The 25498-nt window shown below is 72.0% G+C and carries 23 protein-coding genes; 9 read left to right on the top strand and 14 right to left on the bottom strand.

The features are described from left to right. Positions 1-68: 68 nt before the first annotated feature. Together ABEB03_RS32445 and ABEB03_RS32440 are read right to left on the bottom strand one after the other, a co-directional pair. Positions 69-1037 (bottom strand): DeoR/GlpR family DNA-binding transcription regulator, encoded by a 969-nt coding sequence (locus ABEB03_RS32445; protein WP_078629255.1) that lies wholly within the window; start codon positions 1035-1037, stop codon positions 69-71. A 177-nt stretch (positions 1038-1214) separates the two neighbouring features. Beyond that, a complete protein-coding gene (locus tag ABEB03_RS32440) occupies positions 1215-2663 on the bottom strand; it encodes an NAD(P)H-quinone dehydrogenase (RefSeq protein ID WP_345656388.1) in 1449 nt (482 codons plus the stop codon). A 108-nt stretch (positions 2664-2771) separates the two neighbouring features. Between ABEB03_RS32440 and ABEB03_RS32435 the strand changes: the two genes are divergently transcribed. The 4 genes from ABEB03_RS32435 (at position 2772) to ABEB03_RS32420 (ending at position 7295) form a co-directional block, all read left to right on the top strand. Then, positions 2772-3209: a gamma-glutamylcyclotransferase gene (locus ABEB03_RS32435; protein ID WP_095936238.1), complete on the top strand. Its 438-nt coding sequence runs from the start codon at positions 2772-2774 to the stop codon at positions 3207-3209. Positions 3210-3336: 127 nt separating this feature from the next. Next, positions 3337-4161 (top strand): purine-nucleoside phosphorylase, encoded by an 825-nt coding sequence (locus ABEB03_RS32430; RefSeq protein ID WP_345656387.1) that lies wholly within the window; start codon positions 3337-3339, stop codon positions 4159-4161. Positions 4162-4273: 112 nt separating this feature from the next. After that, the gene (locus ABEB03_RS32425; RefSeq protein ID WP_345656386.1) at positions 4274-5914 is read left to right on the top strand and encodes a phospho-sugar mutase; all 1641 of its coding nucleotides are present in this window, start codon (positions 4274-4276) and stop codon (positions 5912-5914) included. A 169-nt stretch (positions 5915-6083) separates the two neighbouring features. Beyond that, positions 6084-7295, top strand: coding sequence for a hypothetical protein (locus ABEB03_RS32420; protein ID WP_425589330.1), 1212 nt, complete (start codon positions 6084-6086; stop codon positions 7293-7295). Positions 7296-7320: 25 nt separating this feature from the next. On the opposite strand, the gene ABEB03_RS32415 is transcribed toward ABEB03_RS32420, so the two are convergent. Beyond that, a complete protein-coding gene (locus ABEB03_RS32415) occupies positions 7321-8004 on the bottom strand; it encodes a PH domain-containing protein (protein ID WP_345656385.1) in 684 nt (227 codons plus the stop codon). A gap of 644 nt (positions 8005-8648) precedes the next feature. Here ABEB03_RS32415 and deoC point away from each other — a divergent pair. The 3 genes from deoC to ABEB03_RS32400 are packed head-to-tail and all read left to right on the top strand — an operon-like array spanning position 8649 to position 11933. Continuing rightward, positions 8649-9599 (top strand): deoxyribose-phosphate aldolase, encoded by a 951-nt coding sequence (gene deoC / locus ABEB03_RS32410; RefSeq protein WP_345656468.1) that lies wholly within the window; start codon positions 8649-8651, stop codon positions 9597-9599. Between the two features lie 5 nt (positions 9600-9604). Continuing rightward, the gene (locus ABEB03_RS32405) at positions 9605-11056 is read left to right on the top strand and encodes an aldehyde dehydrogenase family protein (RefSeq protein ID WP_095936234.1); all 1452 of its coding nucleotides are present in this window, start codon (positions 9605-9607) and stop codon (positions 11054-11056) included. Then, on the top strand, positions 11049-11933 hold the full coding sequence (locus tag ABEB03_RS32400) for an aldehyde dehydrogenase family protein (RefSeq protein WP_345656384.1): 885 nt from the start codon (positions 11049-11051) through the stop codon (positions 11931-11933). The genes ABEB03_RS32405 and ABEB03_RS32400 overlap by 8 nt, the downstream gene beginning before the upstream one ends. Positions 11934-12056: 123 nt before the next feature. Here ABEB03_RS32400 and ABEB03_RS32395 read toward each other — a convergent pair whose 3' ends face one another. The 11 genes from ABEB03_RS32395 to ABEB03_RS32345 form a co-directional block, all read right to left on the bottom strand. Then, positions 12057-12467: a hypothetical protein gene (locus ABEB03_RS32395; RefSeq protein ID WP_345656383.1), complete on the bottom strand. Its 411-nt coding sequence runs from the start codon at positions 12465-12467 to the stop codon at positions 12057-12059. A 114-nt stretch (positions 12468-12581) separates the two neighbouring features. Then, a complete protein-coding gene (locus tag ABEB03_RS32390) occupies positions 12582-13436 on the bottom strand; it encodes an FAH family protein (protein WP_345656382.1) in 855 nt (284 codons plus the stop codon). Beyond that, entirely contained in the window at positions 13433-14599 is a 1167-nt protein-coding gene (locus tag ABEB03_RS32385) for a mandelate racemase/muconate lactonizing enzyme family protein (protein ID WP_345656381.1), read from the bottom strand. Before ABEB03_RS32385 ends, ABEB03_RS32390 begins: the two co-directional genes overlap by 4 nt. Further along, entirely contained in the window at positions 14592-15482 is an 891-nt protein-coding gene (locus tag ABEB03_RS32380; RefSeq protein WP_345656380.1) for an alpha/beta fold hydrolase, read from the bottom strand. The genes ABEB03_RS32385 and ABEB03_RS32380 overlap by 8 nt, the downstream gene beginning before the upstream one ends. Beyond that, a complete protein-coding gene (locus ABEB03_RS32375; RefSeq protein WP_345656379.1) occupies positions 15479-17257 on the bottom strand; it encodes a GH3 family acyl-acid amido synthetase in 1779 nt (592 codons plus the stop codon). Before ABEB03_RS32375 ends, ABEB03_RS32380 begins: the two co-directional genes overlap by 4 nt. A gap of 98 nt (positions 17258-17355) precedes the next feature. Continuing rightward, positions 17356-18024: a flavin reductase family protein gene (locus ABEB03_RS32370; protein ID WP_345656378.1), complete on the bottom strand. Its 669-nt coding sequence runs from the start codon at positions 18022-18024 to the stop codon at positions 17356-17358. 132 nt (positions 18025-18156) lie between these two features. After that, entirely contained in the window at positions 18157-19266 is a 1110-nt protein-coding gene (locus ABEB03_RS32365) for an LLM class flavin-dependent oxidoreductase (protein WP_345656377.1), read from the bottom strand. 64 nt (positions 19267-19330) lie between these two features. Next, positions 19331-20578 carry an ATP-grasp domain-containing protein gene (locus ABEB03_RS32360; RefSeq protein ID WP_345656376.1) on the bottom strand — a complete coding sequence of 416 codons (1248 nt, stop codon included), beginning with the start codon at positions 20576-20578 and terminating at the stop codon, positions 19331-19333. Beyond that, the gene (locus tag ABEB03_RS32355) at positions 20575-21921 is read right to left on the bottom strand and encodes an aminotransferase-like domain-containing protein (protein WP_345656375.1); all 1347 of its coding nucleotides are present in this window, start codon (positions 21919-21921) and stop codon (positions 20575-20577) included. Before ABEB03_RS32355 ends, ABEB03_RS32360 begins: the two co-directional genes overlap by 4 nt. 2 nt (positions 21922-21923) lie before the next feature. Next, complete coding sequence (locus ABEB03_RS32350) at positions 21924-22250, bottom strand: YciI family protein (protein WP_345656374.1); 327 nt, start codon at positions 22248-22250, stop codon at positions 21924-21926. Between the two features lie 127 nt (positions 22251-22377). After that, on the bottom strand, positions 22378-23124 hold the full coding sequence (locus ABEB03_RS32345; RefSeq protein WP_345656373.1) for an SDR family NAD(P)-dependent oxidoreductase: 747 nt from the start codon (positions 23122-23124) through the stop codon (positions 22378-22380). Positions 23125-23907: 783 nt separating this feature from the next. Between ABEB03_RS32345 and ABEB03_RS32340 the strand changes: the two genes are divergently transcribed. Then, positions 23908-25188: an MFS transporter gene (locus ABEB03_RS32340; protein ID WP_345656372.1), complete on the top strand. Its 1281-nt coding sequence runs from the start codon at positions 23908-23910 to the stop codon at positions 25186-25188. A gap of 36 nt (positions 25189-25224) precedes the next feature. Next, the gene (locus ABEB03_RS32335; RefSeq protein WP_345656371.1) at positions 25225-25407 is read left to right on the top strand and encodes a hypothetical protein; all 183 of its coding nucleotides are present in this window, start codon (positions 25225-25227) and stop codon (positions 25405-25407) included. Positions 25408-25498 lie beyond the last annotated feature (91 nt).

The raw sequence follows: 25498 nt of genomic DNA, 5'->3' as shown, positions 1-25498 counted from the left end.
GGCCCGGCCGGTGGGACAGGCCCCGTCGCAGGCCCCCGCGGGAGTGCCGGAGGGCCCGTCAGGAGCGGTCAGCGGCGGCGGAGATCGGCCACCCTGGCCCGCTCGCCCTGCGGCTGTTCCCCGAGGACCGTGGCACTGCGCAGCTGCGGGCCGGTGCCCGGAACCACCTGGCCGCGGCGCGGTCCCGGGAGGGGTACGTCCCGGCGCGGCTGACGCCCCGCCGGGACGGGATCCCCTCCCGCACCGCCCGAGGCGGATGACCCCGCCACCGCGATCTGGACGCCCTGGTCGGCCAGCGCCTGGAGTTCGGTGACCGCGCGGTCGTCGTGCGCCGGCGGCTCGTCGGTGACCAGACGCGTGATCACGTCGGTCGGCACGGTCTGGAACATCGTGTCCGTGCCGAGCTTGGTGTGGTCGGCGAGGACCACGACCTCGGCCGCCGCCTGCACCAGGGCCCGGTCCACGGACGCCGAGAGCATGTTGGACGTGGACAGGCCGCGCTCGGCGGTCAGCCCGCTCCCGGAGAGGAAGGCCCGGGAGACGCGCAGCCCCTGGAGGGACTGCTCGGCGCCGGAGCCGACCAGGGCGTAGTTGGAACCGCGCAGGGTGCCGCCGGTCATCACGACCTCGACACGGTTGGCGTGGGCCAACGCCTGCGCCACCAGCAGGGAGTTGGTGACGACGGTCAGTCCGGGCACCCGCGCGAGCCGGCGTGCCAGCTCCTGCGTGGTGGTCCCCGCGCCCACCACGATGGCCTCGCCCTCTTCGACGAGACCCGCGGCGAGATCGGCGATGGCCGTCTTCTCGGCGGTCGCGAGATGCGATTTCTGCGGAAAGCCGGACTCTCGCGTGAACCCGCCCGGCAATACCGCACCGCCATGCCGGCGGTCGAGGAGTCCTTCTGCCTCCAGTGCGCGCACGTCCCGCCGTACGGTCACTTCGGAGGTCTGGACGACGCGGGCGAGCTCACGGAGCGACACGGCCCCGTTCGCACGCACCATTTCGAGGATCAATTGGCGACGTTCTGCAGCGAACACGAAACTGACAGTAACCCCAACGACCGTCTGGTTTCAGCAGTTTGCGCCGAATAACAGAAGTTGTTCGCATGGCAGGGCGCGAGGTGGTATAGGCGCCTACCCGCGCCGCCTATGCCGTGCGAATGGTCGACGACTCCCCGTGACCGGCCGGGGAGCGTCGTGGGACGTCAGCGGGCCTCAGCCCTCTCCGGTGGCCTTCCGGGTGTGCAACTGCCGCGCCACCTCGGCGATCGAGCCCGAGAGCGAGGGGTACACGGTGAAGGCCTTCGCGATCTGCTCGACCGTCAGATTGTTGTCGACCGCGATCGAGATCGGATGGATCAGTTCCGAGGCGCGCGGCGACACCACGACACCGCCGACCACGATCCCGGTGCCGGGGCGGCAGAAGATCTTGACGAAGCCGTCCCGGATGCCCTGCATCTTGGCGCGCGGATTGCGCAGCAGCGGCAGCTTCACGACGCGGGCCTCGATCTTGCCGGCGTCGACGTCCGCCTGCGTGTAACCCACGGTGGCGATCTCGGGGTCGGTGAAGACGTTCGACGAGACGGTCTTCAGGTTCAGCGGGGCCACCGCGTCGCCGAGGAAGTGGTACATGGCGATGCGGCCCTGCATGGCGGCGACGGACGCGAGGGCGAACACACCGGTCACGTCACCGGCCGCGTACACACCCGGAGCGGTCGTCCGCGACACCTTGTCGGTCCAGATGTGACCGGAGTCCCTGACCTTGACGCCGGCTTCCTCCAGGCCCATCCCGCTGCTGTTCGGGATGGCGCCGACCGCCATCAGGCAGTGCGAGCCGCTGATGACCCGGCCGTCGGAGAGCGTGACCTCGACCCGGTCACCGACCCGCTTGGCGGACTCCGCGCGGGAACGCGCCATGACGTTCATGCCGCGGCGGCGGAAGACGTCCTCCAGGACGGCCGCCGCGTCGGGGTCCTCGCCGGGCAGCACCCGGTCGCGGCTGGAGACGAGCGTGACGCGCGAGCCGAGCGCCTGGTAGGCGCCCGCGAACTCGGCACCGGTGACACCGGAACCGACCACGATGAGCTCCTCGGGGAGCTCGTCGAGGTCGTAGACCTGGGTCCAGTTCAGGATGCGCTCGCCGTCGGGCTGCGCGTCGGGCAGCTCGCGGGGGTGACCGCCGGTCGCGATGAGCACGGCGTCGGCGACGAGCGTCTCCTCGGTGCCGTCCGCGGCCCGCACGACGACCTTGCGGGAGCCGTCCAGGGCCTGCATGCCCTCCAGGCGTCCCCGGCCGCGCAGGACGCGTGCGCCGGCGCGCGTGACGGAGGCCGTGATGTCGTGCGACTGGGCGAGCGCGAGACGCTTCACACGGCGGTTGACCTTGCCGAGATCGACGCCGACCACCTTGGCCGCCTGCTCCAGCGGAGGCGTGTCGTCGGCGACGATGATCCCCAGCTCCTCGTACGAGGAGTCGAAGGTGGTCATCACCTCGGCCGTGGCGATAAGGGTCTTCGACGGCACGCAGTCGGTGAGCACCGACGCCCCGCCCAGACCGTCGCAGTCGACGACGGTCACCTCCGCGCCGAGCTGGGCGGCCACCAGGGCCGCCTCGTATCCGCCGGGTCCGCCACCGATGATCACGATCCGAGTCACGTACTCCATTGTCCCGCACGCTTCAAGGTGCCGACGCCCCGGGGGCCGACGCGCGTGCTTTCGAGCCACTTCTGTTACGCGAGAGGCGCACGGGTCCGCTGACGTACCCTCGACCGCATGTCGCTCTACGCCGCGTACGCCGGCAATCTCGACCCGCGGCTGATGACGCGCCGCGCCCCGCATTCGCCGCTGCGCGCCATCGGCTGGCTGAACGGCTGGCGGCTCACGTTCGGCGGGGAGCACATGGGCTGGGAGGGTGCGCTCGCGACGATCGTCGAGGCACCGGGCTCACAGGTGTTCGTGGCGCTGTACGACATCGCCCCGCCGGACGAGGACTCCATGGACCGCTGGGAGGGGGTCGGCCTCGACGTATACCGGCGGATGCGCGTACGCGTGCACACGCTGGAGGGCGAGGAATCCGCCTGGGTGTACGTCCTCAACGGGTACGAGGGCGGTCTCCCCTCGGCGCGCTACCTCGGCGAGGTCGCCGACGCGGCGGAGTCGGCCGGCGCGCCGCACGACTACGTCATGGAGCTCCGCAAGCGGCCCTGCTGAGCCCGCCGCGAAGATCACCTCCCCCGTCGTCCGCCGCGCGTCTTGTCGGAAACGACAAGACAACGATCGCAAGACCGTGAGCTCCATCATCTACGCGCGTAGGCCAGGACCGGCTACGCTCATCCGCGTGAACGCATCTCTTCTTCCGGACGACATCCAGGGCGACCCCTACGCCGCCGCCGACGCCGCCGCCTCGCGTCTGCGCGAGCTGACGGGCGCCGAGACCCACGACGTCGCCCTCGTGATGGGCTCCGGCTGGGCTCCGGCCGTGGACGCCCTCGGCTCCCCCGAGGCCGAGTTCCAGGTCACCGAGCTGCCCGGGTTCCCCCCGCCGGCCGTCGAGGGGCACGGCGGCACGATCCGCTCGTACCGGCTCGGTGACAAGCGCGCCCTGGTGTTCCTGGGCCGCACCCACTACTACGAGGGTCGCGGCGTCGCCTCCGTCGCGCACGGCGTGCGGACCGCCGTCGCCGCCGGCTGCAAGACCATCGTGCTCACCAACGGCTGCGGCGGTCTGCGCGAGGGCATGCGCCCCGGGCAGCCGGTGCTGATCAGCGACCACATCAACCTGACGGCCACCTCGCCGATCGTCGGCGCGAACTTCGTGGACCTGACGGACCTGTACTCGCCGCGGCTGCGCGCGCTGTGCAAGGAGGTCGACCCCAGCCTGGAGGAGGGCGTCTACGCCCAGTTCCCCGGGCCGCACTACGAGACGCCCGCCGAGATCCGGATGGCCCGGGTCATCGGCGCGGACCTGGTGGGCATGTCGACGACCCTGGAAGCCATCGCCGCACGAGAGGCGGGCGCCGAGGTGCTCGGCATCTCCCTCGTCACCAACCTCGCCGCGGGCATGACGGGCGAACCCCTCAACCACGAGGAGGTCCTCCAGGCCGGCCGCGACTCCGCCGCCCGCATGGGCGAGCTGCTCACCCAGGTGCTGGACCGGCTGTAGTCCGGCTCGGGCCGTGGTTCCCCCGGCCCCTGAGGGACGACAGGGGCGCAGGGGCGGACCCGCCGCGACGGCCGCCGGCGACGTAGAAGACGAAGAGAGAGGTTCACCCGAGGTGCAGGACGAACTCATCGCACGGGCCGAGGCGTGGCTGGCCGAGGACCCCGACGCGGACACCCGCGCGGAACTCGCCGCGCTGATCGACGCCGGGGACGTCACGGAGATCGCCGCGCGTTTCGGCGGCACCCTGCAGTTCGGCACCGCCGGCCTGCGCGGCGAGCTCGGCGCGGGCCCGATGCGGATGAACCGCTCCGTCGTCATACGCGCCGCCGCGGGCCTGGCCGCCTACCTGAAGGCCGCCGGACAGGCCGGCGGCCTCGTCGTCATCGGCTACGACGCCCGTCACAAGTCCGCGGACTTCGCGCGCGACACCGCGGCGGTGATGACCGGCGCGGGGCTGCGCGCCGCCGTGCTCCCCCGGCCGCTGCCCACCCCCGTCCTCGCCTTCGCCATCCGACATCTCGGCGCGGTGGCGGGCGTCGAGGTCACCGCCAGCCACAACCCGCCCCGCGACAACGGCTACAAGGTCTACCTGGGCGACGGTTCGCAGATCGTCCCCCCGGCGGACGCGGAGATCGCGGCCGAGATCGACGCCGTCCGCGCGCTCGCCGACGTGCCCCGTCCGGAGTCCGGCTGGGAGACCCTCGGCGAGGACGTCCTGGACGCCTATCTGGCCCGTACGGACGCCGTGCTGGCCGAGGGGTCGCCGCGCACCGCCCGCACCGTCTACACGGCGATGCACGGCGTCGGCAAGGACGTGCTGCTCGCGGCCTTCGACCGGGCGGGCTTCCCCGCACCGGTCCTGGTCGCCGAACAGGCCGAGCCGGACCCGGACTTCCCCACCGTCGCCTTCCCGAACCCGGAAGAGCCCGGCGCGATGGACCTCGCCTTCGCGAAGGCCCGCGAGACCGGCCCCGACCTGATCGTCGCGAACGACCCCGACGCCGACCGCTGCGCGGTGGCCGTCAAGGAGCGCGGCGAAGCGGGCGACTGGCGGATGCTGCGCGGTGACGAGGTCGGCGCGCTGCTCGGCGAGCACCTGGTGCGCCGCGGGGCGCGCGGCACCTTCGCCGAGTCGATCGTCTCCTCGTCCCTGCTCGGCCGGATCGCCGAGAAGGCCGGCCTGCCCTACCTGGAGACCCTCACCGGCTTCAAGTGGATCGCCCGCGCGGACGGGCTGCGCTACGGCTACGAGGAGGCGCTCGGCTACTGCGTCGACCCGGACGGCGTGCGCGACAAGGACGGCATCACCGCCGCCCTCCTGATCACCGAGCTCGCCTCCGAGCTCAAGGAGCAGGGACGGACCCTGCTGGACCTGCTCGACGACATCGCCGTCGAGTACGGCCTGCACGCCACCGACCAGCTGTCGGTCCGGGTGGAGGACCTGTCCGTCATCGCCGACGCCATGCTGCGCCTGCGCGAGCGGCCGCCGACGCTGCTCGGCGGTCTGCCGATCACGAACGCCGAGGACCTGACCAAGGGCACGGACACCCTCCCGCCCACCGACGGCCTGCGCTACACGCTGGACGGCGCACGGGTCGTCGTGCGCCCGAGCGGCACGGAGCCGAAGCTGAAGTGCTACCTGGAGGTCGTGGTGCCCGTGGGCTCCCGGGACGGCCTCCCCGAGGCCCACGCCGAGGCCGCCGCGCTGCTCGCGGCGATCAAGCGGGACCTGTCGGCCGCGGCCGGCATCTGAGGCCGCCCGGTGCGGGCCCGTCGAACGGACGGGCCCGCACCGAACACCTTTCCCATCACCGCCCTTACGGGTGATTTCCGCACGGCAGTTGTCGCAGCACTCCCGGGCGCCGCCGCGGTACCGAGGCACGGTTACCGGTAGCGCACCGCCGAGTCCCAGGAGCTGCCGCGTGTCCTCGACCGCTTCCCGGCCGACAACCGCCCCACCCCGGAACGCCCCGAGCGGACTCTCCCCCACCACCCGCCGCCCGCCGCGGCAGGTCACCGTCGCGGCCCGGTTCCGCGTCGCGCTGCGCCGCGCGGCCCCCGCCCTGCTCGCCTATGCGGCCGTACGCCTCGCCGGCCTCCTCGTGCTCACCGTGTGGGCCCACCGCCGGCACCACGGCGTCTGGCCGCTGCTGGCGACGAAGTGGGACGCGGACTGGTACCTCGGCATCGCCGACCACGGCTACACGCGTCTGCTGGGCGCCGCCTACGACGCCAACAACCTCGCCTTCTTCCCGCTGTACCCGGTGCTCGTCAAGGCGGTCGCCGCCGTCACTCCGGGCACCCGTGCCACGACCGGCGTCGCCATCGCCGTCGTGGGCTCCTTCGCCGCCGCCTGGGGGATCCACGCGGTGGGCAGCCATCTGCACGGCCGCCGCGTGGGTGTCCTGCTGACCGTGCTGTGGGCGGCGCTCCCGGTGGGCATGGTCCAGTGGATGGGGTACACGGAGTCGCTGTTCACCGCGTTCGCCGCGTGGTCGCTGTACGCGGTGCTCACCGGCCGCTGGCTCTGGGCCGGTCCGCTGGCGGCGCTGTCGGGGCTGACCCGCCCGACGGGCATCGCGGTCGCCGCGGCGGTCACCGTCACCGCCCTGCTGTCGCTGCGCCGCGGGTTCTCGGCCCGCGCGCTCGCGGCGGCCCTGACCGCTCCCGCCGGATGGCTGGCGTACGTCGGCTGGGTGGGGCTGCGGCTGCACCGCTGGGACGGCTACTTCGCCGTCCAGCGGCTGTGGCACAACGAGTGGGACGGGGGCACCGAGACCCTGCGCCGGCTGCGGGAGATCCTCGGGCAGAACTCGGCGCCCGAACTGTTCCTCGTCATGGTCACCGTGACGCTGCTGGTGTCCGTCGCCCTGTACGCGCTGTCCCTCTGGGACCGCCAGCCGCTCCCGCTGCTGGTCTTCACCGGGGTGCTGCTGCTGATCGTCCTCGGCAGCGGGGGCGTCTACTTCCCGCGGGCCCGCTTCCTGCTGCCCGGCTTCCCGCTGCTGCTCCCGGTGGCCCTGCACCTGGCCCGGGCCTCGCCCCGGTTCCGCACCGTGGCACTGACCGGCGCGATCCTGCTCTCGGCGTACTGCAGCGCGTACATGGCGCTGGTGTGGCCGAGCGCGCCGTGACCGGGCCGCCCCGCGGGTGTGCGGGTCAGCCCGTCGCCAGCAGGATGGCGAGCAGGACCGCCCCGGCGATCGCGGGTCCCATCACCTCGTACGCCCAGCGCACGGTGACCTCGCCCTGCGCGCCCGGCTCCCCGGCCCTGGCCTCCGCGAGCTGCCGCAGGTCGTCCATGATCTGGTCGGTCGTGGCGCGGGTCGGCGCGGTGGCGGGCTGGTGGGAGCGGCCGAAGCCCATCGGCGACGGGCGGCCCGCCGAGCCCGGACGGCGTCCGTCACCGCCACCGGCGGCACGGGCCTGCTGCTTGGCGACCTTCTTGCGGGCGCGCAGCGAGACGGGCACCGCCCACAGCTGGTACTTCGTGCCGGAGGCGGCGACGACCTCGTTGGAGTAGCTGGAGCGCAGGGAGGCGACCTGGGCCCAGGGCAGCACGATGACGCGGAACGGGTTGCGGACGCGCAGCCGGTCCTCGTTCGCGAAGACCGCGGGCCGCAGGGTGAACGCGGACACCAGCGGGACGACGAGGATCAGCGCGGCGAGGGCCAGCCAGGGGGTGCGGCCGTGCCCGGAGATCAGCGCGTCCACGCCGAGCCAGCCCGCGATGAGGAGCAGCAGGGCGCCGCCCGCGATACCGGCGGGCGACCGGTAGATCCGGTCCTTCGACTCGGGTCGCGAGGCGTCCGGTACGGGTGACTGGGGGTCCGGGGTGCTCATGGCCCCGATTGTGCCCGACGCCCCCACCACCCCCACCCCTACCCCGCCCACCGGCCGCCCCCGGCCTCCCGGAAACCTCCCTGCGGACCGACACCCCCACGGGCCACCTGCACGTCTTCGCCCCAACAGCCGGTCGCCCCACCAGCCGGTCGGCCGACCCCGGCCCGCCACAGGCTGCGCCCCCGCCCAGCCGCCCCGAGCCCTCCCCACCACCCGACCCGCCCACCAGGTGACTCCCCCGCCCCGATGCTCCCCTTGCCCCGCCGGGGACCTCCAGCCCCTCCCGTCCCGCGCCCCCTCGCCCCGGCCGGGAAGCCCCGGCCCTCCCACGCTCCCCGGCAAGATCCAGCCCCTCCGGCGCTCGAAAAGCGGGGTCCGGGGCAGAGCCCCGGGGCGAGGGACGGGCAGGTGCGGAGGGGGCGAAATCCCGTCCGGCCGCAGAATGGGGAGGATCCGGCCGCAGAATGGGGAGGAACGGACGGGACCGCCCCGACCCGGAAACCGGCGGCGGACGGACAGCCGAGACCACGGCCCGGCCCCCGCGCCGCCCAGGGAGCGCCCCCACACGGAGAGCGAAGAAGGCACCCACTCCAGCCCCGGGGGTGTACAGCCGCTACGCGCGTAGATATGCTCGTCTGGTGACCATGCCCACCTCTGCACCCGCTGCCCTCGCTGACGCCACCGCGTCCGACAGCACGCTGCGCCGCTTCCTCCACGGGCTGCCCGGCGTCGACGCGGTCGGCCTGGAGGCGCGCGCCGCCTCGCTCGGCACCCGTTCCATCAAGACCACCGCGAAGGCGTACGCCATCGACCTCGCCATCTCGATGGTCGACCTGACGACGCTGGAAGGCGCGGACACCCCGGGCAAGGTCCGGGCGCTCGGCGCCAAGGCGGTCCACCCCGACCCGACCGACCCCGCGACCCCCACCACGGCCGCGGTCTGCGTCTATCCCGACATGGTGGCCGTCGCCAAGGAGGCCGTCGCCGGCTCCGGCGTGAAGGTCGCCTCGGTGGCCACCGCCTTCCCGGCGGGCCGCGCCGCGCTCGACGTGAAGCTGGCCGACGTGCGTGACGCCGTCGCCGCGGGCGCCGACGAGATCGACATGGTCATCGACCGCGGGGCCTTCCTCGCGGGCCACTACATGAAGGTGTACGACGAGATCGTCGCCGTGAAGGAGGCCTCGGGCGCCGCGCGCCTGAAGGTCATCTTCGAGACCGGCGAGCTGTCGACGTACGACAACATCCGCCGCGCCTCCTGGCTCGGCATGCTGGCCGGTGCGGACTTCATCAAGACCTCCACCGGCAAGGTCGCCGTGAACGCGACGCCGGCGAACACGCTGCTCATGCTGGAGGCGGTCCGCGACTTCCGCGCGCAGACCGGGGTGCAGGTCGGCGTGAAGCCGGCCGGCGGCATCCGCACCTCCAAGGACGCGATCAAGTTCCTGGTCCTGGTGAACGAGACGGCGGGCGAGGACTGGCTCGACAACCACTGGTTCCGCTTCGGCGCCTCCTCGCTCCTGAACGACCTGCTGATGCAGCGTCAGAAGCTGGCCACCGGCCGCTACTCCGGCCCCGACTACGTGACGGTGGACTGATCACCATGACCATCGAGAAGCGGTCATCCGCATTCGAGTACGCGCCCGCGCCGGAGTCCCGCGCGGTCGTCGACATCGCCCCGTCGTACGGGCTGTTCATCGACGGCGAGTTCACCGAGGCGGCGGACGGCAGGGTCTTCAAGACCGTCAGCCCCGCCACCGAGGAGGTCCTCTCCGAGGTCGCCCAGGCGGGTGCCGAGGACGTCGACCGTGCCGTGAAGGCGGCCCGCAAGGCGTTCGAGAAGTGGTCGGCGCTGCCCGGCTCCGAGCGCGCCAAGTACCTCTTCCGCATCGCGCGGATCATCCAGGAGCGCTCCCGTGAGCTCGCCGTCCTGGAGACGCTGGACAACGGCAAGCCCATCAAGGAGACCCGCGACGCGGACCTCCCCCTGGTCGCCGCGCACTTCTTCTACTACGCGGGCTGGGCCGACAAGCTCGACCACGCCGGCTTCGGCGCGGACCCCCGCCCCCTCGGCGTCGCGGGCCAGGTCATCCCCTGGAACTTCCCGCTGCTGATGCTGGCGTGGAAGATCGCCCCGGCGCTGGCGACCGGCAACACGGTCGTGCTGAAGCCGGCCGAGACCACGCCGCTGAGCGCCCTGTTCTTCGCGGACATCTGCCGCCAGGCGGGCCTGCCCAAGGGCGTCGTCAACATCCTTCCCGGGTACGGCGACGCGGGCGCGGCGCTCGTCGAGCACCCGGACGTGAACAAGGTGGCCTTCACCGGCTCCACCGCCGTCGGCAAGGCGATCGCCCGTCAGGTCGCGGGCACCGACAAGAAGGTCACGCTCGAACTGGGCGGCAAGGGCGCGAACATCGTCTTCGACGACGCCCCGATCGACCAGGCCGTCGAGGGCATCGTCAGCGGCATCTTCTTCAACCAGGGCCAGGTCTGCTGCGCGGGCTCCCGCCTGCTCGTCCAGGAGTCGATCCACGACGAGCTGCTGGACTCCCTCAAGCGCCGGCTGTCCACCCTGCGTCTGGGCGACCCGCTCGACAAGAACACCGACATCGGCGCGATCAACTCCGCCGAGCAGTTGGCGCGGATCACCGCGCTCGCGGACAAGGGCGAGGCCGAGGGCGCCGAGCGCTGGTCGCCGGCCTGCGAACTCCCCTCGTCCGGCTACTGGTTCGCGCCGACGCTGTTCACGAACGTCACCCAGGCGCACACCATCGCCCGGGACGAGATCTTCGGCCCGGTGCTGTCGGTCCTGACCTTCCGCACCCCGGACGAGGCGGTCGCCAAGGCCAACAACTCCCAGTACGGCCTGTCGGCGGGCATCTGGACGGAGAAGGGCTCCCGCATCCTGGCGGTGGCGAACAAGCTCCGCGCCGGTGTCGTCTGGTCCAACACGTTCAACAAGTTCGACCCGACCTCGCCGTTCGGCGGCTACAAGGAGTCGGGCTTCGGCCGCGAGGGCGGTCGTCACGGCCTGGAGGCGTACCTCGATGTCTGACCGTTTGAGCGTCTTCAAGACCTACAAGCTGTACGTGGGCGGGAAGTTCCCGCGTTCCGAGAGCGGCCGGGTGTTCGAGGTGACCGACTCCAAGGGCAAGTGGCTGGCGAACGCGCCGCAGTCGAGCCGCAAGGACGCCCGTGACGCGGTCGTCGCCGCGCGCAAGGCGTTCGGCGGCTGGTCCGGGGCGACGGCGTACAACCGCGGCCAGGTCCTCTACCGCGTCGCGGAGATGCTGGAGGGCCGCAGGGAGCAGTTCGTGCGGGAGGTCGCGGACGCCGAGGGGCTGTCGAAGTCGAAGGCCGCGGCCGTCGTGGACGCGACGATCGACCGGTGGGTCTGGTACGCGGGCTGGACGGACAAGATCGCCCAGGTCGTGGGCGGCGGCAACCCGGTCGCGGGCCCGTACTTCAACCTGTCCACGCCCGAGCCGACGGGTGTCGTGGCGGTGCTGGCCCCGCAGGAGTCGTCCTTCCTGGGTCTGGTCTCGGTGCTCGCCCCGGTGATCGCGACCGGCAACACGGCGGTCGTGGTCACCAGCGAGAAGTCCCCTCTCCCGGCGCTGTCGCTGGGCGAGGTGCTGGCGACCTCCGACGTCCCCGGCGGCGTCGTCAACGTGCTGTCGGGCCGGACCGCGGAGATCGCGGCGCCGCTGGCCGCGCACCAGGACGTCAACGCGATCGACCTCGCGGGCGCCGACGGGGCGCTGGCCAAGGAGCTGGAGATCGCCGCGGCGGACAATCTCAAGCGGGTCGTCCGTCCACAGGCTGTGGATTACTTTGCGACGCCCGGCATCGAGCGCCTCACGGCGTTCCTGGAGACGAAGACGGTGTGGCACCCGACCGGCGCGCTGGGCGCGTCCGGCTCGTCCTACTGAGCCCTTCGTCCCGCGCCTCGCACCGAGGACCCGGGACCCCGATCCGTGTCCCCGGGGTCCCGCACGACAGAGAGCCGCGCTTCCCCTCCGTCCGGGGGGAGCGCGGCTCTCTCGTGTCCGGCGTCAGCCGTGCAGCAGACCCGTCGCCTGACCGAGGACCGGGATGCTGCCCACCGACGGCGCCTGCGCGAGCGGCCGGGTCAGCGCCTGCGACGACAGCGGCTTGAAGTCGGCGAGCTGGGTGCCCACCCCGTTGTCGAGCGGGTCCACTCCGGTGCCGGCCAGCGGGTTGGGCTTCAGTCCCTCCACAGGGCCGGTCACATATCCCACGGTGCCGGTCAGGGCCTCGACGCCCGCCTGCGGGTCGAGGTTGCCCATGGTGGTGGGCCGGGTGCGCATGACGTCCACGGCGGGGGCCGTGTCCGCGAAGGCCGGGGTGGCCGCGGCCGCGCCGGCAGCGACCACCCCGACCGCGGCGGCGATGCGCGCGGTGGTGCGGGCCATGGTGGTCTGCCGGGCTGCGTGTCGCGCCATCAGATTTCCTCTTCGAAGAGCGGAGAGCAACGTGAACGACACGCACAGTAGTTGACCCGTGTGCGTTCCGGGCCGTCCCGGCGGCGGATTCGCCCCTGCGGGTCATAGGGCATATCAGCGCCAGTCCACCGTGTGCGTCAGCCGTACCCCGTGCGTGGTGAAGTCGATCTCGATCCGGTCCTGGTCGGCCATGGTGAAGCCGCTGTGGAAACTGCTGCGGTCGGCGCCGATGTAGACGTAGTGCACCCGTCCGGGGTGGCTCAGCCCTTCGTACGAGAAGAGCTCGGCCATCATGTCGCGCAGGCCGTAGTGCAGCGCCTTGGTGCCGGTGGTGAAGGTGCCCCGCCAGGCGGCCGCGGAGTCGCGCACGACGGTCACCTCGCCGGTGACCTGCCTCGGCGGTGTCCCCAGGAAGAGCCAGGGGGCCACGCCCGCGTCGCAGAGCTTCGCGTACGAGAGATGGCCCGCGTGCCGCTTGAAGCGCCCGATGTCGGTGAGGTCGTTGCCGAAGGTGTAGCCGGCGTACTGCGGGGTGCCGGTCGCGTCGGTGACGTACACGAGGACGATCTCCGCCTCCTCGGTGAGGGCGACGGCGCCGCGCGGGACCCGCAATCGCTCCCCGGACACCTTGAGGGAGTCGCCGAGGCCCTTGAAGAACCAGTTGGGCTGCGACTGGGTGGAGTCGTCGACCTTGACGTTGTGGGTCTGCATGAAGCCGCCGACCAGCGCGTCGCCGGGCGAGTCGGGGAGCAGCGGGGGACGCAGCCGTACGTCCTCGACGGGGACGCGCAGGGGTGCGCGGCCCGCCGCGACCGCCGCCCGGAGCGTCTCGACGTCGCCGCCCGCGGCGAGGATCGCGGCGCGCAGGTCGGTGTCCCCGAGCGGGTACAGGCCGAGGGTCGTGTCCTCGGGGGCGCCGAACCCGACGTGCCGCTCGCCGTCGTGGGTGCCTTCGTACAGGACGGTCATCGGGGCGTCTCCTCGGAGGTGATGGGGTGCCAGCCGGCCGGGGTCCAGGCGAGGGCGGCCCAGCGTTCGGCGTTCCCGTTCAGGTGCAGGGCGAGGCCGGGGCCGTCCGCCGGTGCGACGGTGTTGGCGGTGCGGTCCACCGCCGGGCGCGGCGAGACGATCATGTGCGGGAAGAAGCGGTCGGACTGGCCGCCCTCGACGGCCAGGGCGTCCGGGGCGCGCAGGGCGAGTGCACGGCTCGCGTTGATCAGCGGGCCGGTCTCGGCGACCTGGACGCCGATCTGGAAGCCGAGTCCCGCGGCACGCGCGTACTCGACGAGCCGGGCGGAGGCGAACAGGCCGCCGTTCTTGGCGACGCGCACGTTCACCGCGTCGCACGCGTCGTGGGCGACGGCCGCCCGCGCGTCGTCGAGGGTGCACACCGACTCGTCGAGCAGGACCCCGATGCCGCTCTCGCGGCGCAGGACCCGCAGATCGTCCCAGGAGCGCCTGGGCAGGGGCTCCTCGACGAGGCTGACGCCCGCGGCGCGCAGCCGGCGCGCGTGCGCGACGGCCGTGGCGGGCGTCCAGCTCATGTTGGCGTCCACCATGACCGGCACGCCGGGCCCGAGCCGCTGCCGGATCGTGGTCACGGTCGCCACGTCCCGCGCGATGTCGTCGGACGCCTTGACCTTCACGAAGTGGAAGGGCCCGCGGGTGTCCAGGAACTCCTCGGCACGGATGCTCAGGTCGAGCACCTGGGAGATCCGCACGCGGTCGGCCACCGCGGCGCCCGGCCACACCAGCTCGCCGGCCGGGCGGCCGAGCCGGCGTCCCAGCAGGTCCAGCACGGCCGTCTCCAGCAGGCAGACGAGGTTGTTGCCGCCCCCGGTGTCGAACGTCTCCTCGAAGCCCGTCTCCCGCAGCCGGTCCAGGAGTTGCCCGGGAGGCCTCTCGCGCAGCCGGGCGAACAGCTTGTCGAGCGATGTCCGGCGCAGGGCCTCGGTCACACCGTCACTGGTCTCGCCGGTGACGTAGGGCCGGGGAGCGCACTCGCCCACGCCGGTCACGCCGTCGAGGGTGAGGGCGAGGACGAGGCTGTCGCTGGTGGTGCGGCGGGCCGCCGGGTGGTCGAACCCGACGCTCATCGGCAGCGCCACCCGGTACAGGCGCGCCTCAGACATCGCGGTCCAGCCCCTGGAGCAGGGTGTACGCCGAGGTCCAGTCGACGAGGTCGTCGCGGACGTCGGTGTAGAAGAGGTAGTGCCGGTCGGTCGGGAACTGGAGGGTCAGCCCCCGGCCGGGGAACAGGTCGTGGAACACCCGACGGGTCGCGTCCAGGTCGACGATGGGGTCGGACAGGCCGGACACGAACGCGGCCGGTACGTCGGGGAAGCGCGTTTCGGCCCGGCCCGGGGCGAGGTAGAGCCGTTCGAGGGCCAGCAGGGTGGCGCGCGAACGGCGCGTCAACTGCCGTACCGCCAGGTCGTCGTGGTCGATGAAGTGCCGGTAGGCGGGGTCGTCGGTGAAGTCCGCGGACTTCAGGCCCGCGTCCCACGGCTCCAGGCTCCGGTCGGCGGCCAGCGCGGCCCGCTCCTCCTCGCCGAGCACCGCGTGCAGCCGGCCCAGCCAGGTCGAGCAGAAGATCGCGGCCTCGTGCCGGACGGTGAAGCCGGGATGGTGCAGCAGGGCGGCCAGGAAGGAGCCGCCCAGGCAGTGCCCGAAGAGGGACAGCGGGGCGTCGTCGCCGATCCACCGCCGCGCGTGGGCGACGGCGTTCGCGTAGTCGCCGACGATGGTGTCGACGTCCGGTACGTCCCGCCGGTCGCCGCCGCTGATGCCGCTGCCGCGCCGGTCCAGGACGAAGAAGGCGATGTCGTTGTCGGCGAACCGCGGGCCCACCTCCCACAGCCAGCCGGCGTGGCTCTGCAGGCCGTGGAAGTAGAAGACGGCGCCCTTGCTCCTGCCGCGCGGCCGCCACAGGTGCAGCGCCAGTTCGGTGCCGCCGGAGGTGAGCGGGACGATCTCTCGGCGGACGTTCTGCGGGGGCCTCCTGGTCTCGATCATCGGTGTGCTCCCGCCGTGCCGCCGACGAGGTCGGCGACGAAGTCCGCGTCCTTCTGGAAGGGTTTGTACTTGTACTGGGTGGCGTTGCCCTGTTGCCGCCGGGACTCCGCGTACGTGGCGATGGAGTCGCGCGGCACCGTGTGGACCTCCAGCGGTCCGAGGCGGCCGCTGTCCCGCTTGGAGGCGTACTCGATGTTGATGGCGCGCAGCCCGCGGTCGATGGACTCGGCGAGCGAGCGGTCCAACTCGCGTCCAGGGTCCGGGACTTCGCTGACGACCACGTAGTACGGCGGTTCGGCCCACTGCGGTCCGCACAGGTACAGGCCGCCGTCCAGGCCGCCCTCGTCCATCGCCCGGCCGATGGCCTGGGTGACCTGCGCCTCGGTGATCTTCTCTCCGGTGAAGGAGTGGAAGATGCCGTCACGGTGCACGAAGTGGACCCAGGGGGTGCCGTCCACGATCCGGTCGACGTGGTAGATGTCGCCGCTCCACAGCCGGTAGAGGCCGTTTCCCTGGGTCATGATCAGGTGGTAGTCACGGCCCGGCTCGATCTCGTCGAGCAGCAGCGTGTCCACCCGCTCGCCCGCCTCGACGAGCGGTCCGAGCTCCACCTCGGCGGGCACGAACTCGAAGAAGGCCTGGTTCACCGCGAGCGGCTGGCTGTCGAGCGAGTCGTCGACCGGGATGGTGGTCACCCCCTCGGTGCCGCAGCTCATGAACGGCATCGCGGCGACGCCCGGCAGCACCGCGTCCAGCTGGGACTGGTAGAGCCCGGCCGACGAGGAGAGCCAGCAGCTGTACAGGCTGAGCGAGGGCCACACGTCCTTGAGGCTGAAGTCGCCCCGGTCCAGGACCGTCCGCAGGTGCACCGCGGCCCCCGGGTCCGGGGTGCCGTACGGCCTGCCCTCCAGCGTGCCGTCGCGCAGGTCGCGGACGAGCGCGGGGCCGTGCTCGGCGATCAGGTCACGCAGGGACACCAGCGTGCTCGGGTTGATCGCCGAGACGAAGTGCAGCCGCCGGCCGACGAGGTGACGGATGCGGTGGTACATGCGGCCCGCGTGCGCGGAGGGCGCCTCGGTGCCGAACCAGGGGGCCGCGGACCACGGCGGGTTCCAGTCGCGGCTGTTGATCCTCGGATGCCGGTTGCTGACGGCCTGGTACCGCACGCCGCTCAGGAAGTCGTCGACGCGTTCGTGGACGGTCTGGGTGTCCAGGGTGGCGTACGGGTGGTCGAGGATCTCCGGGTGGTGCTCCATGTACGTGCCCCACATGGCCTGCATCGCGGGGATGCGGTACGTCAGCAGCCAGTGCAGGGTGTACGGGACCCGCTTGGGCACGCCGGTGGTGCCGCTCGTCTTGAGCCAGCGCAGCACCGGGCTGCACGACAGGACACCGCCCTTGGTGCGGGTCTCGCGGTCGATCTCGGCGGTGAAGTCGGTGTAGCGCATGACGGGAAGGACGGACCGGAAGCGCGCGGGGTCGTCGGCGACGACGTCGTAGCCGCGTTCCTTCCAGTGGAGCGAGTCGGCACACAGGGCGACGATGTCCTCCAGCACCCGGTCCTGTGCCGACTTCGGGTCCTTGAGGTCTTCCAGCAGCGCCGTTCTGGCCGCCCGGCACTCCTGCTCGAACGGGGTCCGGCGCGCGGTCCAGTGCTCCTGCCAGTGGCCGCGGCCCGGCTCCCGGCCGTGCTCGTGGCCCGGCCGGCGGCCGTGCTGGGGTGAGTGGGGTTGCGGGTGCTCGTACGCGTGCTCGTGCGGGTGCGAAGTGCCCACGGCTTCAGCTTCTCCCTAGCGTGTTCTCTGCCTGTGGCGCCAAGGCGGATGAGGTGAATGGGAAGGTGGCTCGGGGAGGGGGCGAGGAGCGGGCGCGCTCAGGCGGCCAGCCCGCGCAGCCTTCCGGCGTGGAAGACCAGCGGGTCCGCCGCGTCGCTCAGGGCGCCCCCGTCCACGGCGGCGATGACCAGCTCGTGGTCGCCCGCCGGGTGGATCACGGAGGGTCGACACTCCAGCCAGGCGAGGCCGTCGGCGGGAATCGGATGGCCGGCGGGGCTGCGGGCCCAGTCGCGGCCCGCGAAGCGGTCGGCGCCGCGCTCACTGAACAGGCGGCACAGCTCGGCGTGCCGTCCGCCGAGGATGGTGACGGCGAAGCTGCCCGCGGCGCGGACGGCCGGCCAGGTCGTCGAGGTGTGGGCGGCGCACAGGGCGACGAGCGGTGGGTCGAGCGACACCGAGGTGAAGGAGTTGACGGCCATGCCGGCCGGGCCGTCGGCGGTCTGGGCGGTGACCAGCACGACTCCGGTGGTGAACCGGCCGAGGATGTTCCTGAACTCGCGCTGGTCCATGGCCTGTCGGTGCGGGCGCACGGCGTCGGGCACACCCCGTGCCGGGCTGCGCTCCCCGGACACGTGCGCCTCGGGTCCGCGCATGTCGGGCGCGTACGGTTCGGGTGCGTGTGCCTCGGGTCCCCGTGAGCCGGGTGCGGGCACGTCGGACGCGTACGGTTCGGGTGTGGGCCGTTGCAGCAGATGCGGTGCTTCCACTCGGATCTCCGAAAGGGAAGGGCGGCGACTGCCCGGGATCGCCGGGCAGTCGACGCGGCTTGCTCCCGGGGTCGCCGGGCGTTGAGTGACACGGCGGCCCGAGTTCTCCGGGCTGCCTGTCCCGCGCGGGGACTACTGGCCGCGGGCGGCGATCGCCCAGTCGACGGCCTCCTGCGGGCGGGCGGCGGAGCCGGTGATCCGTGGGGCGACCTGGCGCGCGAGCAGTTCCAGGCTGCGGTTGGTGTTCTCGTAGGACGTCCAGTCGGCGACGTACACCAGGAGCGTGCCGAAACCGCCGGTCGCCTCCTGGAGGCGGCGGATGCCGGAGACGACCTCGTCGACCGAGCCGACGAGCGCGCCGCCCGCCTCGACACGGGCCTCCAGGGCGCGTTCGCGGGAGGCGCCGGGGGCGAGGACGTCCCGGCCCGCCGCCTTGCCGAAGTACTCGAACAGCCAGCGGTCGTAGCCCTCGCGGACCTCGGCGAAGGCCTGCTTGCTCGTCTCGGCCACATGCACCGGGAGCGCGATGCGCCAGGAGTCCCGGCTGAGGGTCTGTCCGTGCTCGGCCGCGGCCTCCTCGGCATGCTTCCACTGCTGGGCGAGGCCGATGTGCTCCTGGGAGCCGGGGGTGAGCAGGGCGAAGGGCAGCGCGAACGACGTCATGCTCAGGCCGTATCGGCCGACCAGGCGCGGGCTGGTCACCGAGGTGCCGGAGGTGGCCATGGCGACCTCGATCGGACCGGGCCCGAAGCGCGGGACCTGGAGCTTGGCGTTCTTCAGTTCGTACCAGTCGGTCTTCTGCGTGACGCGCTCCTCGCCGTTGACGAGTTCCAGGACGGTCGGCAGGGCTTCGTCGAGCCGCCTGCGCTGCACCGCCGCGTCGAGCCCGAACATCGTCGCGTCGAAGGGCACGCCCGGGCCGACGCCGAGGATGTAGCGGCCCCGGGAGAGGTGGTCGAGGTGGACCGCGCGGCTCGCCACGTGGAAGGGGTGGTGGCCGGAGAGCGGGACCACGCCGTGCGCGAGCCGGATCTGCCGGGTGCGCTGCGAGGCGGCGGCGATCAGGGTCTCGGGCGCGCCGACGAGTCCCCAGCCCAGGGTGTGGTGCTCGCCGAACCACGCCTCGTCGAAGTTGAGGCGGTCGGCGTGCTCGACGAGGTCGAGGTTGCGGTGGATCGCCAGGTGAGGGTCTTGGCCCGTCTCGTGGACGGGGGAGAGAAAGAGGCCGATACGGCTGTGCACGGGTGTCCTCCGGCAAGATGGTTCAAGCGAACGGAAGTCGGGGGCGGACGGCTCGGCGCCGGGGCTAGGCCAGGCGGTAGACGGCGTCCTTGAGCGTCCGCGCCTTCTCGTAGTCGGCGTCGAGCGCCGCGGCGTCGGTCGAGGTCAGATAGATCCGTACGGCCGCGGTGAGCAGGTCGGTGGTGGGCCTGATGCGGGCGCCGGGGCGGTACTTGACGCTGGTGAGGAGCACGCTCGGCAGGGCGTCGAGCGCCGCGACGGTCTCCTCGTCCACGGCCGCGACGACTCCGTCGAGGGTGGTGGGGGCGTTGTAGGTGTAGGCCTCCCGCAGCTTGGTGTAGACGCCGCCGGCGTACTCGGCGGCGAAGCCCTCCGGGTCGGTGTACGCCCGCGCGGTCAGACCGGCCTGGTCGTGGCCCAGGGCGAGTTGCTGGTAGGCCGGGTTGAGCTGGCCGTTGAGGCGGGTGGCGATCTCCACCAGCACCGGGCCGCGGTCGGTCACGATGACCTCGGCGTGCGCCGGTCCCCACCGCACGTCGAGGGCGGCGAGCACCTCGTTGACGTACGCGATGAGCGCGGGGACGGGGTCCGCGTCCGGGGCGAGCAGGATGTCGCGGTTGTAGATGTTCTGGCCGGAGGCCAGCAGGTTCTTCTCGTACTCCCACACACCGCAGGCGAAGCGGCGACCGTCGCTGCTGACGGTGTCGACGACGTACTCCGTGCCCTTGAGGTACTCCTGCACGAGCACCTCGGTGTTGGCGGAGCCGAAGATGTCCCGGGAGGCGAGGACGTGCTCGGCGGCCTCGCGTGTCTGGTCTGCGGAGGTGCAGACGAAGACCCCGTCGGAGGCGGCGGAGCTGAGCGGTTTGACGACGACGGGCCATGTCCCGCGGTCCTCGGCCCACTTGACGACGGCGGCCGCGTCGTCGCTCTTGAACTGCTCGGCGCAGCGCACGCCGGCGCCGCGCAGCGCCTCGATCATCCGGTACTTGTCGCGGCGGGCGGCGGACAGCGCGGTCCCGTTGGACTTGACCCCGAGCGCCTCGCTGAGCCGGTCCGCGAGCCGTACGGCGGACTCCTGGCCCGGTACGACGGCTACGGGGGCGTGCGGGCGCAGCAGTTCGACGAGTTCGGCCTCGTCGGAGGAGACGATGTTCTCCGCGTAGGCCGCCAGGTCGGGCGCCAGCATGGTGGGGATGAGTTCCGGGGTGCTCTGCACATGGATGACGCGGGCACCGGCCGCGGTGAAGGCGGCGGGGTAGAAGTTGCCGGCCGAGTAGCCGTCGACGACGACGGCGGTGGGGATGCTCATGCCTGTCCTTCGGGTATCTCGGGCGCGGGGTGCTTCGGCGTGGTCGTCGCGCCGTCCTTCGAGGCGTCCGTGACGAAGCGGGCGAGGCGGGCGATGCCCTCGCGGATCGCGTCGGGCGCCAGGTTGCTGAAGCCGAGCCGGATCTCCCGCTCCCCGCCGCCGTCGAGGTGGAACATGGTCATGGGCGCCCAGCTGACGCCGTAGTCGCGGGCGGAGCGCTCCATGGCCGCGAGGTCGGCGGTGAAGGGCACCGTCAGGGTGAGGAAGAAGCCGCCGCGCGGGGTGTTCCACGCGACGCCGTGGTCGCCGCCGGCCGGGAAGTGCTCGTCGAGCGCGGCCAGGACGGTGTCGAGGCGTTCCAGGTAGACGGCGGCCAGCTCCCGTGTCGCGGAGCGCAGATCGTGGTCGTGCTCGACGAGATAGCCGCCGATGACGGCCTGCGACAGGGTCGAGGAGCCGACCGTGAACATCGCCTTGGCCTTGGAGAGCGTCTGGGCGAGGGTACGGACGGTGCCGGAGGGTTCGGTGACCTCCTGGTCGGCGACCAGGTAGCCGAGGCGGGCGCCGGGGAAGGCGGACTTGGCGAACGAGCCGAGGTAGACGACCCGGCGCCGGGTGTCCAGCGACTTGAGGGTGGGCTGCGACTCGCCGTCGCGGGCGAAGAGCCCGTACGGGTTGTCCTCCAGGACGACGAAGTCCTCCTCGGCGGCGACGTCGAGGAGCCGCTGCCGGGCCGCGCGGGGCAGCACCGTCCCGGACGGGTTGTTGAAGTCGGGCACCAGGTAGAGGGCGGCGACCCGCTTCCCCTCGGCCCGTACGGCACGGGCGGTCTCCGCCACGGTCTGCGGGTCGAGTCCCTCGGGCCCCTCCGCGACGCCCCTTACGGGGATGTCGAGCATACGGGCCGCGCCGCGGATGCCGACGTAGGCGGGCGAGACCGCGAGCAGTACGTCGTCGGGCGAGGTGAACAGACCGCGCAGGGCGACCAGCGCGGCCTCCTGGAAACCGTGCGTGATCATGATCGCCTCGGCGGGGACGTCGATGTCCTCGTCCCGCTTCAGCATGAGCGCGACCTCGTCCTGGATGAGGCCGTTGACGGGTCCGTACTGGAAAAGGAGCCGGGTGATACGCGCTTCCGGCACGCCCCGCTCGCGGAGGTGCTTGATGTAGCGGTCGATGTAGAAGGTGAGTGCGGAAAGGTCGTGGTTCCCGTCGTACGGCGCTCCCGAGGAGAAGGACAGCGCGTCGGGGAACCTGAGGGCCGTCTCGCTGAGGATCCGCATGGAATCCATCTCCGGGTCGACGATTCCCGCGTGCAGCGACGCCAGGTCGAAGGAGAGCATGTTCAGTGGGATCCTTCCGGGCCGGAGAGTTCCGCGGTGCCATTCAGGGCGGCGACCCGGCTTCCCTTGCCCGGATCCCATTCCCGAATACGGGTTCTCGCGACGACTCCTCCCGTGACATAGGGCTCCTCGTCGAGAATCCGCTGGAGTTCCTCGCGGTTTTCCACCTCGTAGAGGAGAAGCCCGGAATTCTCTCCGACAACGGGTCCGCCCAACAGGAGCACCCCACTGTCGGCGAGCCGGTAGAGATTCTCGGCGTGCGCCGGGTGCAGGCCCTCGCGGCCCGCCCGGTCGACGTTGTACTCGAATTCGACGACAAACTTCGCCACACCAAGCTCCTTGTGCTGGTTCGCCCCGGCGCCGTGCGCTTCCTGGGGAGGGGCGCCGGGGAATTCTGCGCACCACGGACCGGCCGCACGGTGTTCGTCGTTTCTCCGTGCGGCGGTTCGGCGTGGGTCACATGTAAAGGCCGCCGTTGATGTCGACGACGGCACCCGTGGAGTAGCCGGCGCTCTCGGAACACAGGTGCAGGACGCTGCCGGCGGCCTCGGCGACGGTGCCGTAGCGGCCCATGGGCAGGGCGGCGAGCACCGCCTTCCTGGACGCCTCGTCGCGGCGCTCGAAGGCACCGGCCACCCGGGCGGTGGCGACGGGTCCGTGGGCGACCACGTTCACCACGACACCGGTCCCGGCGAGCTCGTACGCCAGCTGCTTGGTCATGCCGATGACAGCCGCCTTCGCGCCGACGTAGGCGGCGTTGTTGAAGCGGCTGTAGGTGCGCCCACCTGCGGAAGCGAAGTTGACGATGCGTCCGTAGCCGTTCTCGGCCATGCGGGGCGCACACGCCTTGACGGCGATCCAGGTGCTGGTCACGTTCTCCAGGTGGGTCTGTTCGAAGTGCTCGCGGGTGAGGTCCGCGTAGCTGATGACCCGGGTGTCCCCGCCGACTCCGTTGACGAGGATCGAGAGCGCGTGCCGCTCGACGATGTCGTTCAGCTGCCGCTCTGCGGCGGCGATGTCGGTGATGTCTCCGACGACGAACTCGGTCTTGGTCCGTTCGGCGAGTTCGTCGGCGAGGCGGGATACCGCCACCTCGTCCCGGTCGAAGAGGACGAGTGAGTGGCCTTCTTCCGCGAGCCCTCGGGCCACCTCCGACAGAATGCCGCCGGCGGCACCGATCAAGAGCGCAGTACGTGCGGTCACTTTGCTATTCACCTTGGCTTTTCCGGGTTGGTGACCCTGTTCGAGCAGGGCCCTTGTGGGGGTAGCTCGGTAAAACGCCATGCCAATTGAGCCGACTTGTTTTCGGCCACAACGCAACGGGAGGGATCCTGCGCAACGGGAGGGCTTCGTTCGGCTCCCCCGTACGCCGAAACACACCGAGGGAGAGTCTGGCCCCCCGGCTCCTCCTAAACGATCACGTAACTCCGTTCCCCTGTCAACGAGTCCCCGAGATCCTTGCCGGATGTTTTCGCCCTGGCGGGACGACGACGGTGCGACCCGCCTGCGACCCAGATCACTTGCCTAACGGCCTGGATATCGTTGATCCTTGCCGACGGACGTCTCCGGCACTGCGGTCGATTACCGGCCAGCGGTGCGGCCCACCGGAAGTATGTGACACGGCCGCCCGTTGCGGTGTGAACGCCGTATGAAATGGCTCCGGACCCCTGGCCCGCAGCCGACTTCATTCTGGAGAATTGGACATCTCGGGCGATGCCCGGGGCTTGGACTTGGGGGAGGAAACACCGGTGATCGAGCCAATGCCGGATTGCATTCCGGCCAGCATCTCGCCGGTTTCGGCCATTCTCGTCGGCTGTTTCTGTCGCCCATTGCCCTGCCACCTCTGACCGGTAGGGCCGGAGGGTTCACCGCCCGCCCCGGCCCCGGAACCCGTGTCCGCTCCCGCGGACACCGGCTCCCTGCTCCCCCACCCGACACGGCCGCCGCACAACGGCGCCTGCGGACCGACGACCGGACGAACGGACCATGCAGCCCAACTCGCCCTGGCGGATACCCGACTTCCGCACCCTGTTCACCGCGTCAGCTCTCAGCCAGCTCGGCGCCAACATCACCTACGTCGCCGTACCGCTCGTCGCCGTCACCGCGCTGGACGCCGGTCCCGGGCAGGTCGGCGCCCTCGCCACACTCAGTACGATCGCCTTCCTGGTCATCGGCCTGCCGGCCGGCGCCTGGGTGGACCGGCTGAGCCACCGCCGGGTCCTGATCGTCGCGGACCTGGCGCGGGCGCTGCTCCAGGCCACCGTCCCGCTGGCCTGGTGGCTGGACGCGCTCACGCTCGGCCAGCTCTACGCGGTCGTCCTGCTGAACGGCTGTGCCACGGTCTTCTTCGACGTGGGTTCGCAGAGCGTGCTGCCTCAACTCGTCGGACGGGACAGCCTCGTTCGCGCCAACGCCGACATCAACACACTCATCGCCGCGGGCAACGTCGGCGGACGCGGCGCGGGCGGCGGGCTGGTCTCGCTGCTCACCGCGCCCGCCGCCGTGCTGTTCAGCGCGGGCACCCATCTGGCCTCCGGCGTGGCGCTGCTCTTCCTGCGCCGCACCCCGGCGCCGGCCGCGCCGCGCCCGGCGGCGGGCGGCGGACTGCGGACCCAGATCGGCGAGGGGGTGCGGCACGTCCTCGGCAACGGGGAACTGCGGGCCCTGGCCCTGACCGCGTCCCTCGGCAACCTCGGCTCCTCTGTGATCAACACCATGCTGCCGATCTGGTTCGTCCGCGGACTCGGGCTGCCGGGCGGCGCACTGGGCCTGTTCTGGGCGGCCGGCGGGGTCGGCCTGCTGGTCGGCGCCCGCTGTGCGCGGCCCGTCGCCGCCCGCCTGGGCTTCGGGCGCACCCTCGGGATCGCCGGGCTGTGTCTGGCGCCCTCCGGACTGCTGGTGCCCCTGGTCGACCACGGCGCCTGGCTGCTGCTCGCCGGAACCGGGTGGTTTCTCGCCATGTTCAAGGTGGGCATGGACAACGTGCTCGGTGTGAGTCTGCGTCAGCGGATGACCCCCGACGCGCTGCTCGGCCGTATGAACGCCACCTTCCGGTTCCTGCTCACCGGGGCGCTCGCCGTCGGTGCCGCGGTCTCCGGTGTGCTCGGCGAACTCATCGGGGTGCACGCCACGCTCTGGGTGGGGGGCGTCTTCGTGGCCACGGCCTTCCTGCCGGTGTTCTGTTCGCCGGTGCGCCGGCGGCGCGAACTGCCGGAGCAGGCACAGCCGATGACGCAGGTGAGCGGCGCCACGGCCTCGGAGTCGTAGGCACCGCGACCCGGGCGGACCCCGGGTCCCGGAGCCGTGGGCCCCGACGTCCCGGGCGGACCCGGCCACCCCACCTCCCGCCACCCCGCTCTCAGCCACCCCGAGCTCTCCGGTCCCTTCCGACGCCCCGGCAGCCTCGGCGGGCGCGGCCGTCGCGGCGACCGCGCGGTCGCCGTCGGCGCCTACGCCCACGCCCACTTCCACGCCCGGGACGAATAGGCCGAGCCCGTTTCTCCCACGCGCACCAGTACAGGCGCCGGGAATTCCTTCGGCATGCCCGAATCCCGGCCGCCCGCCGTCCGTGATTTCA

Origin of the sequence: Streptomyces siamensis, from assembly GCF_039543605.1 — a bacterium.
GTDB lineage: Bacteria > Actinomycetota > Actinomycetes > Streptomycetales > Streptomycetaceae > Streptomyces > Streptomyces siamensis.
Note: the sequence above shows the minus strand (reverse complement) of the source record. Positions and strands in the feature narration are given on the sequence as shown.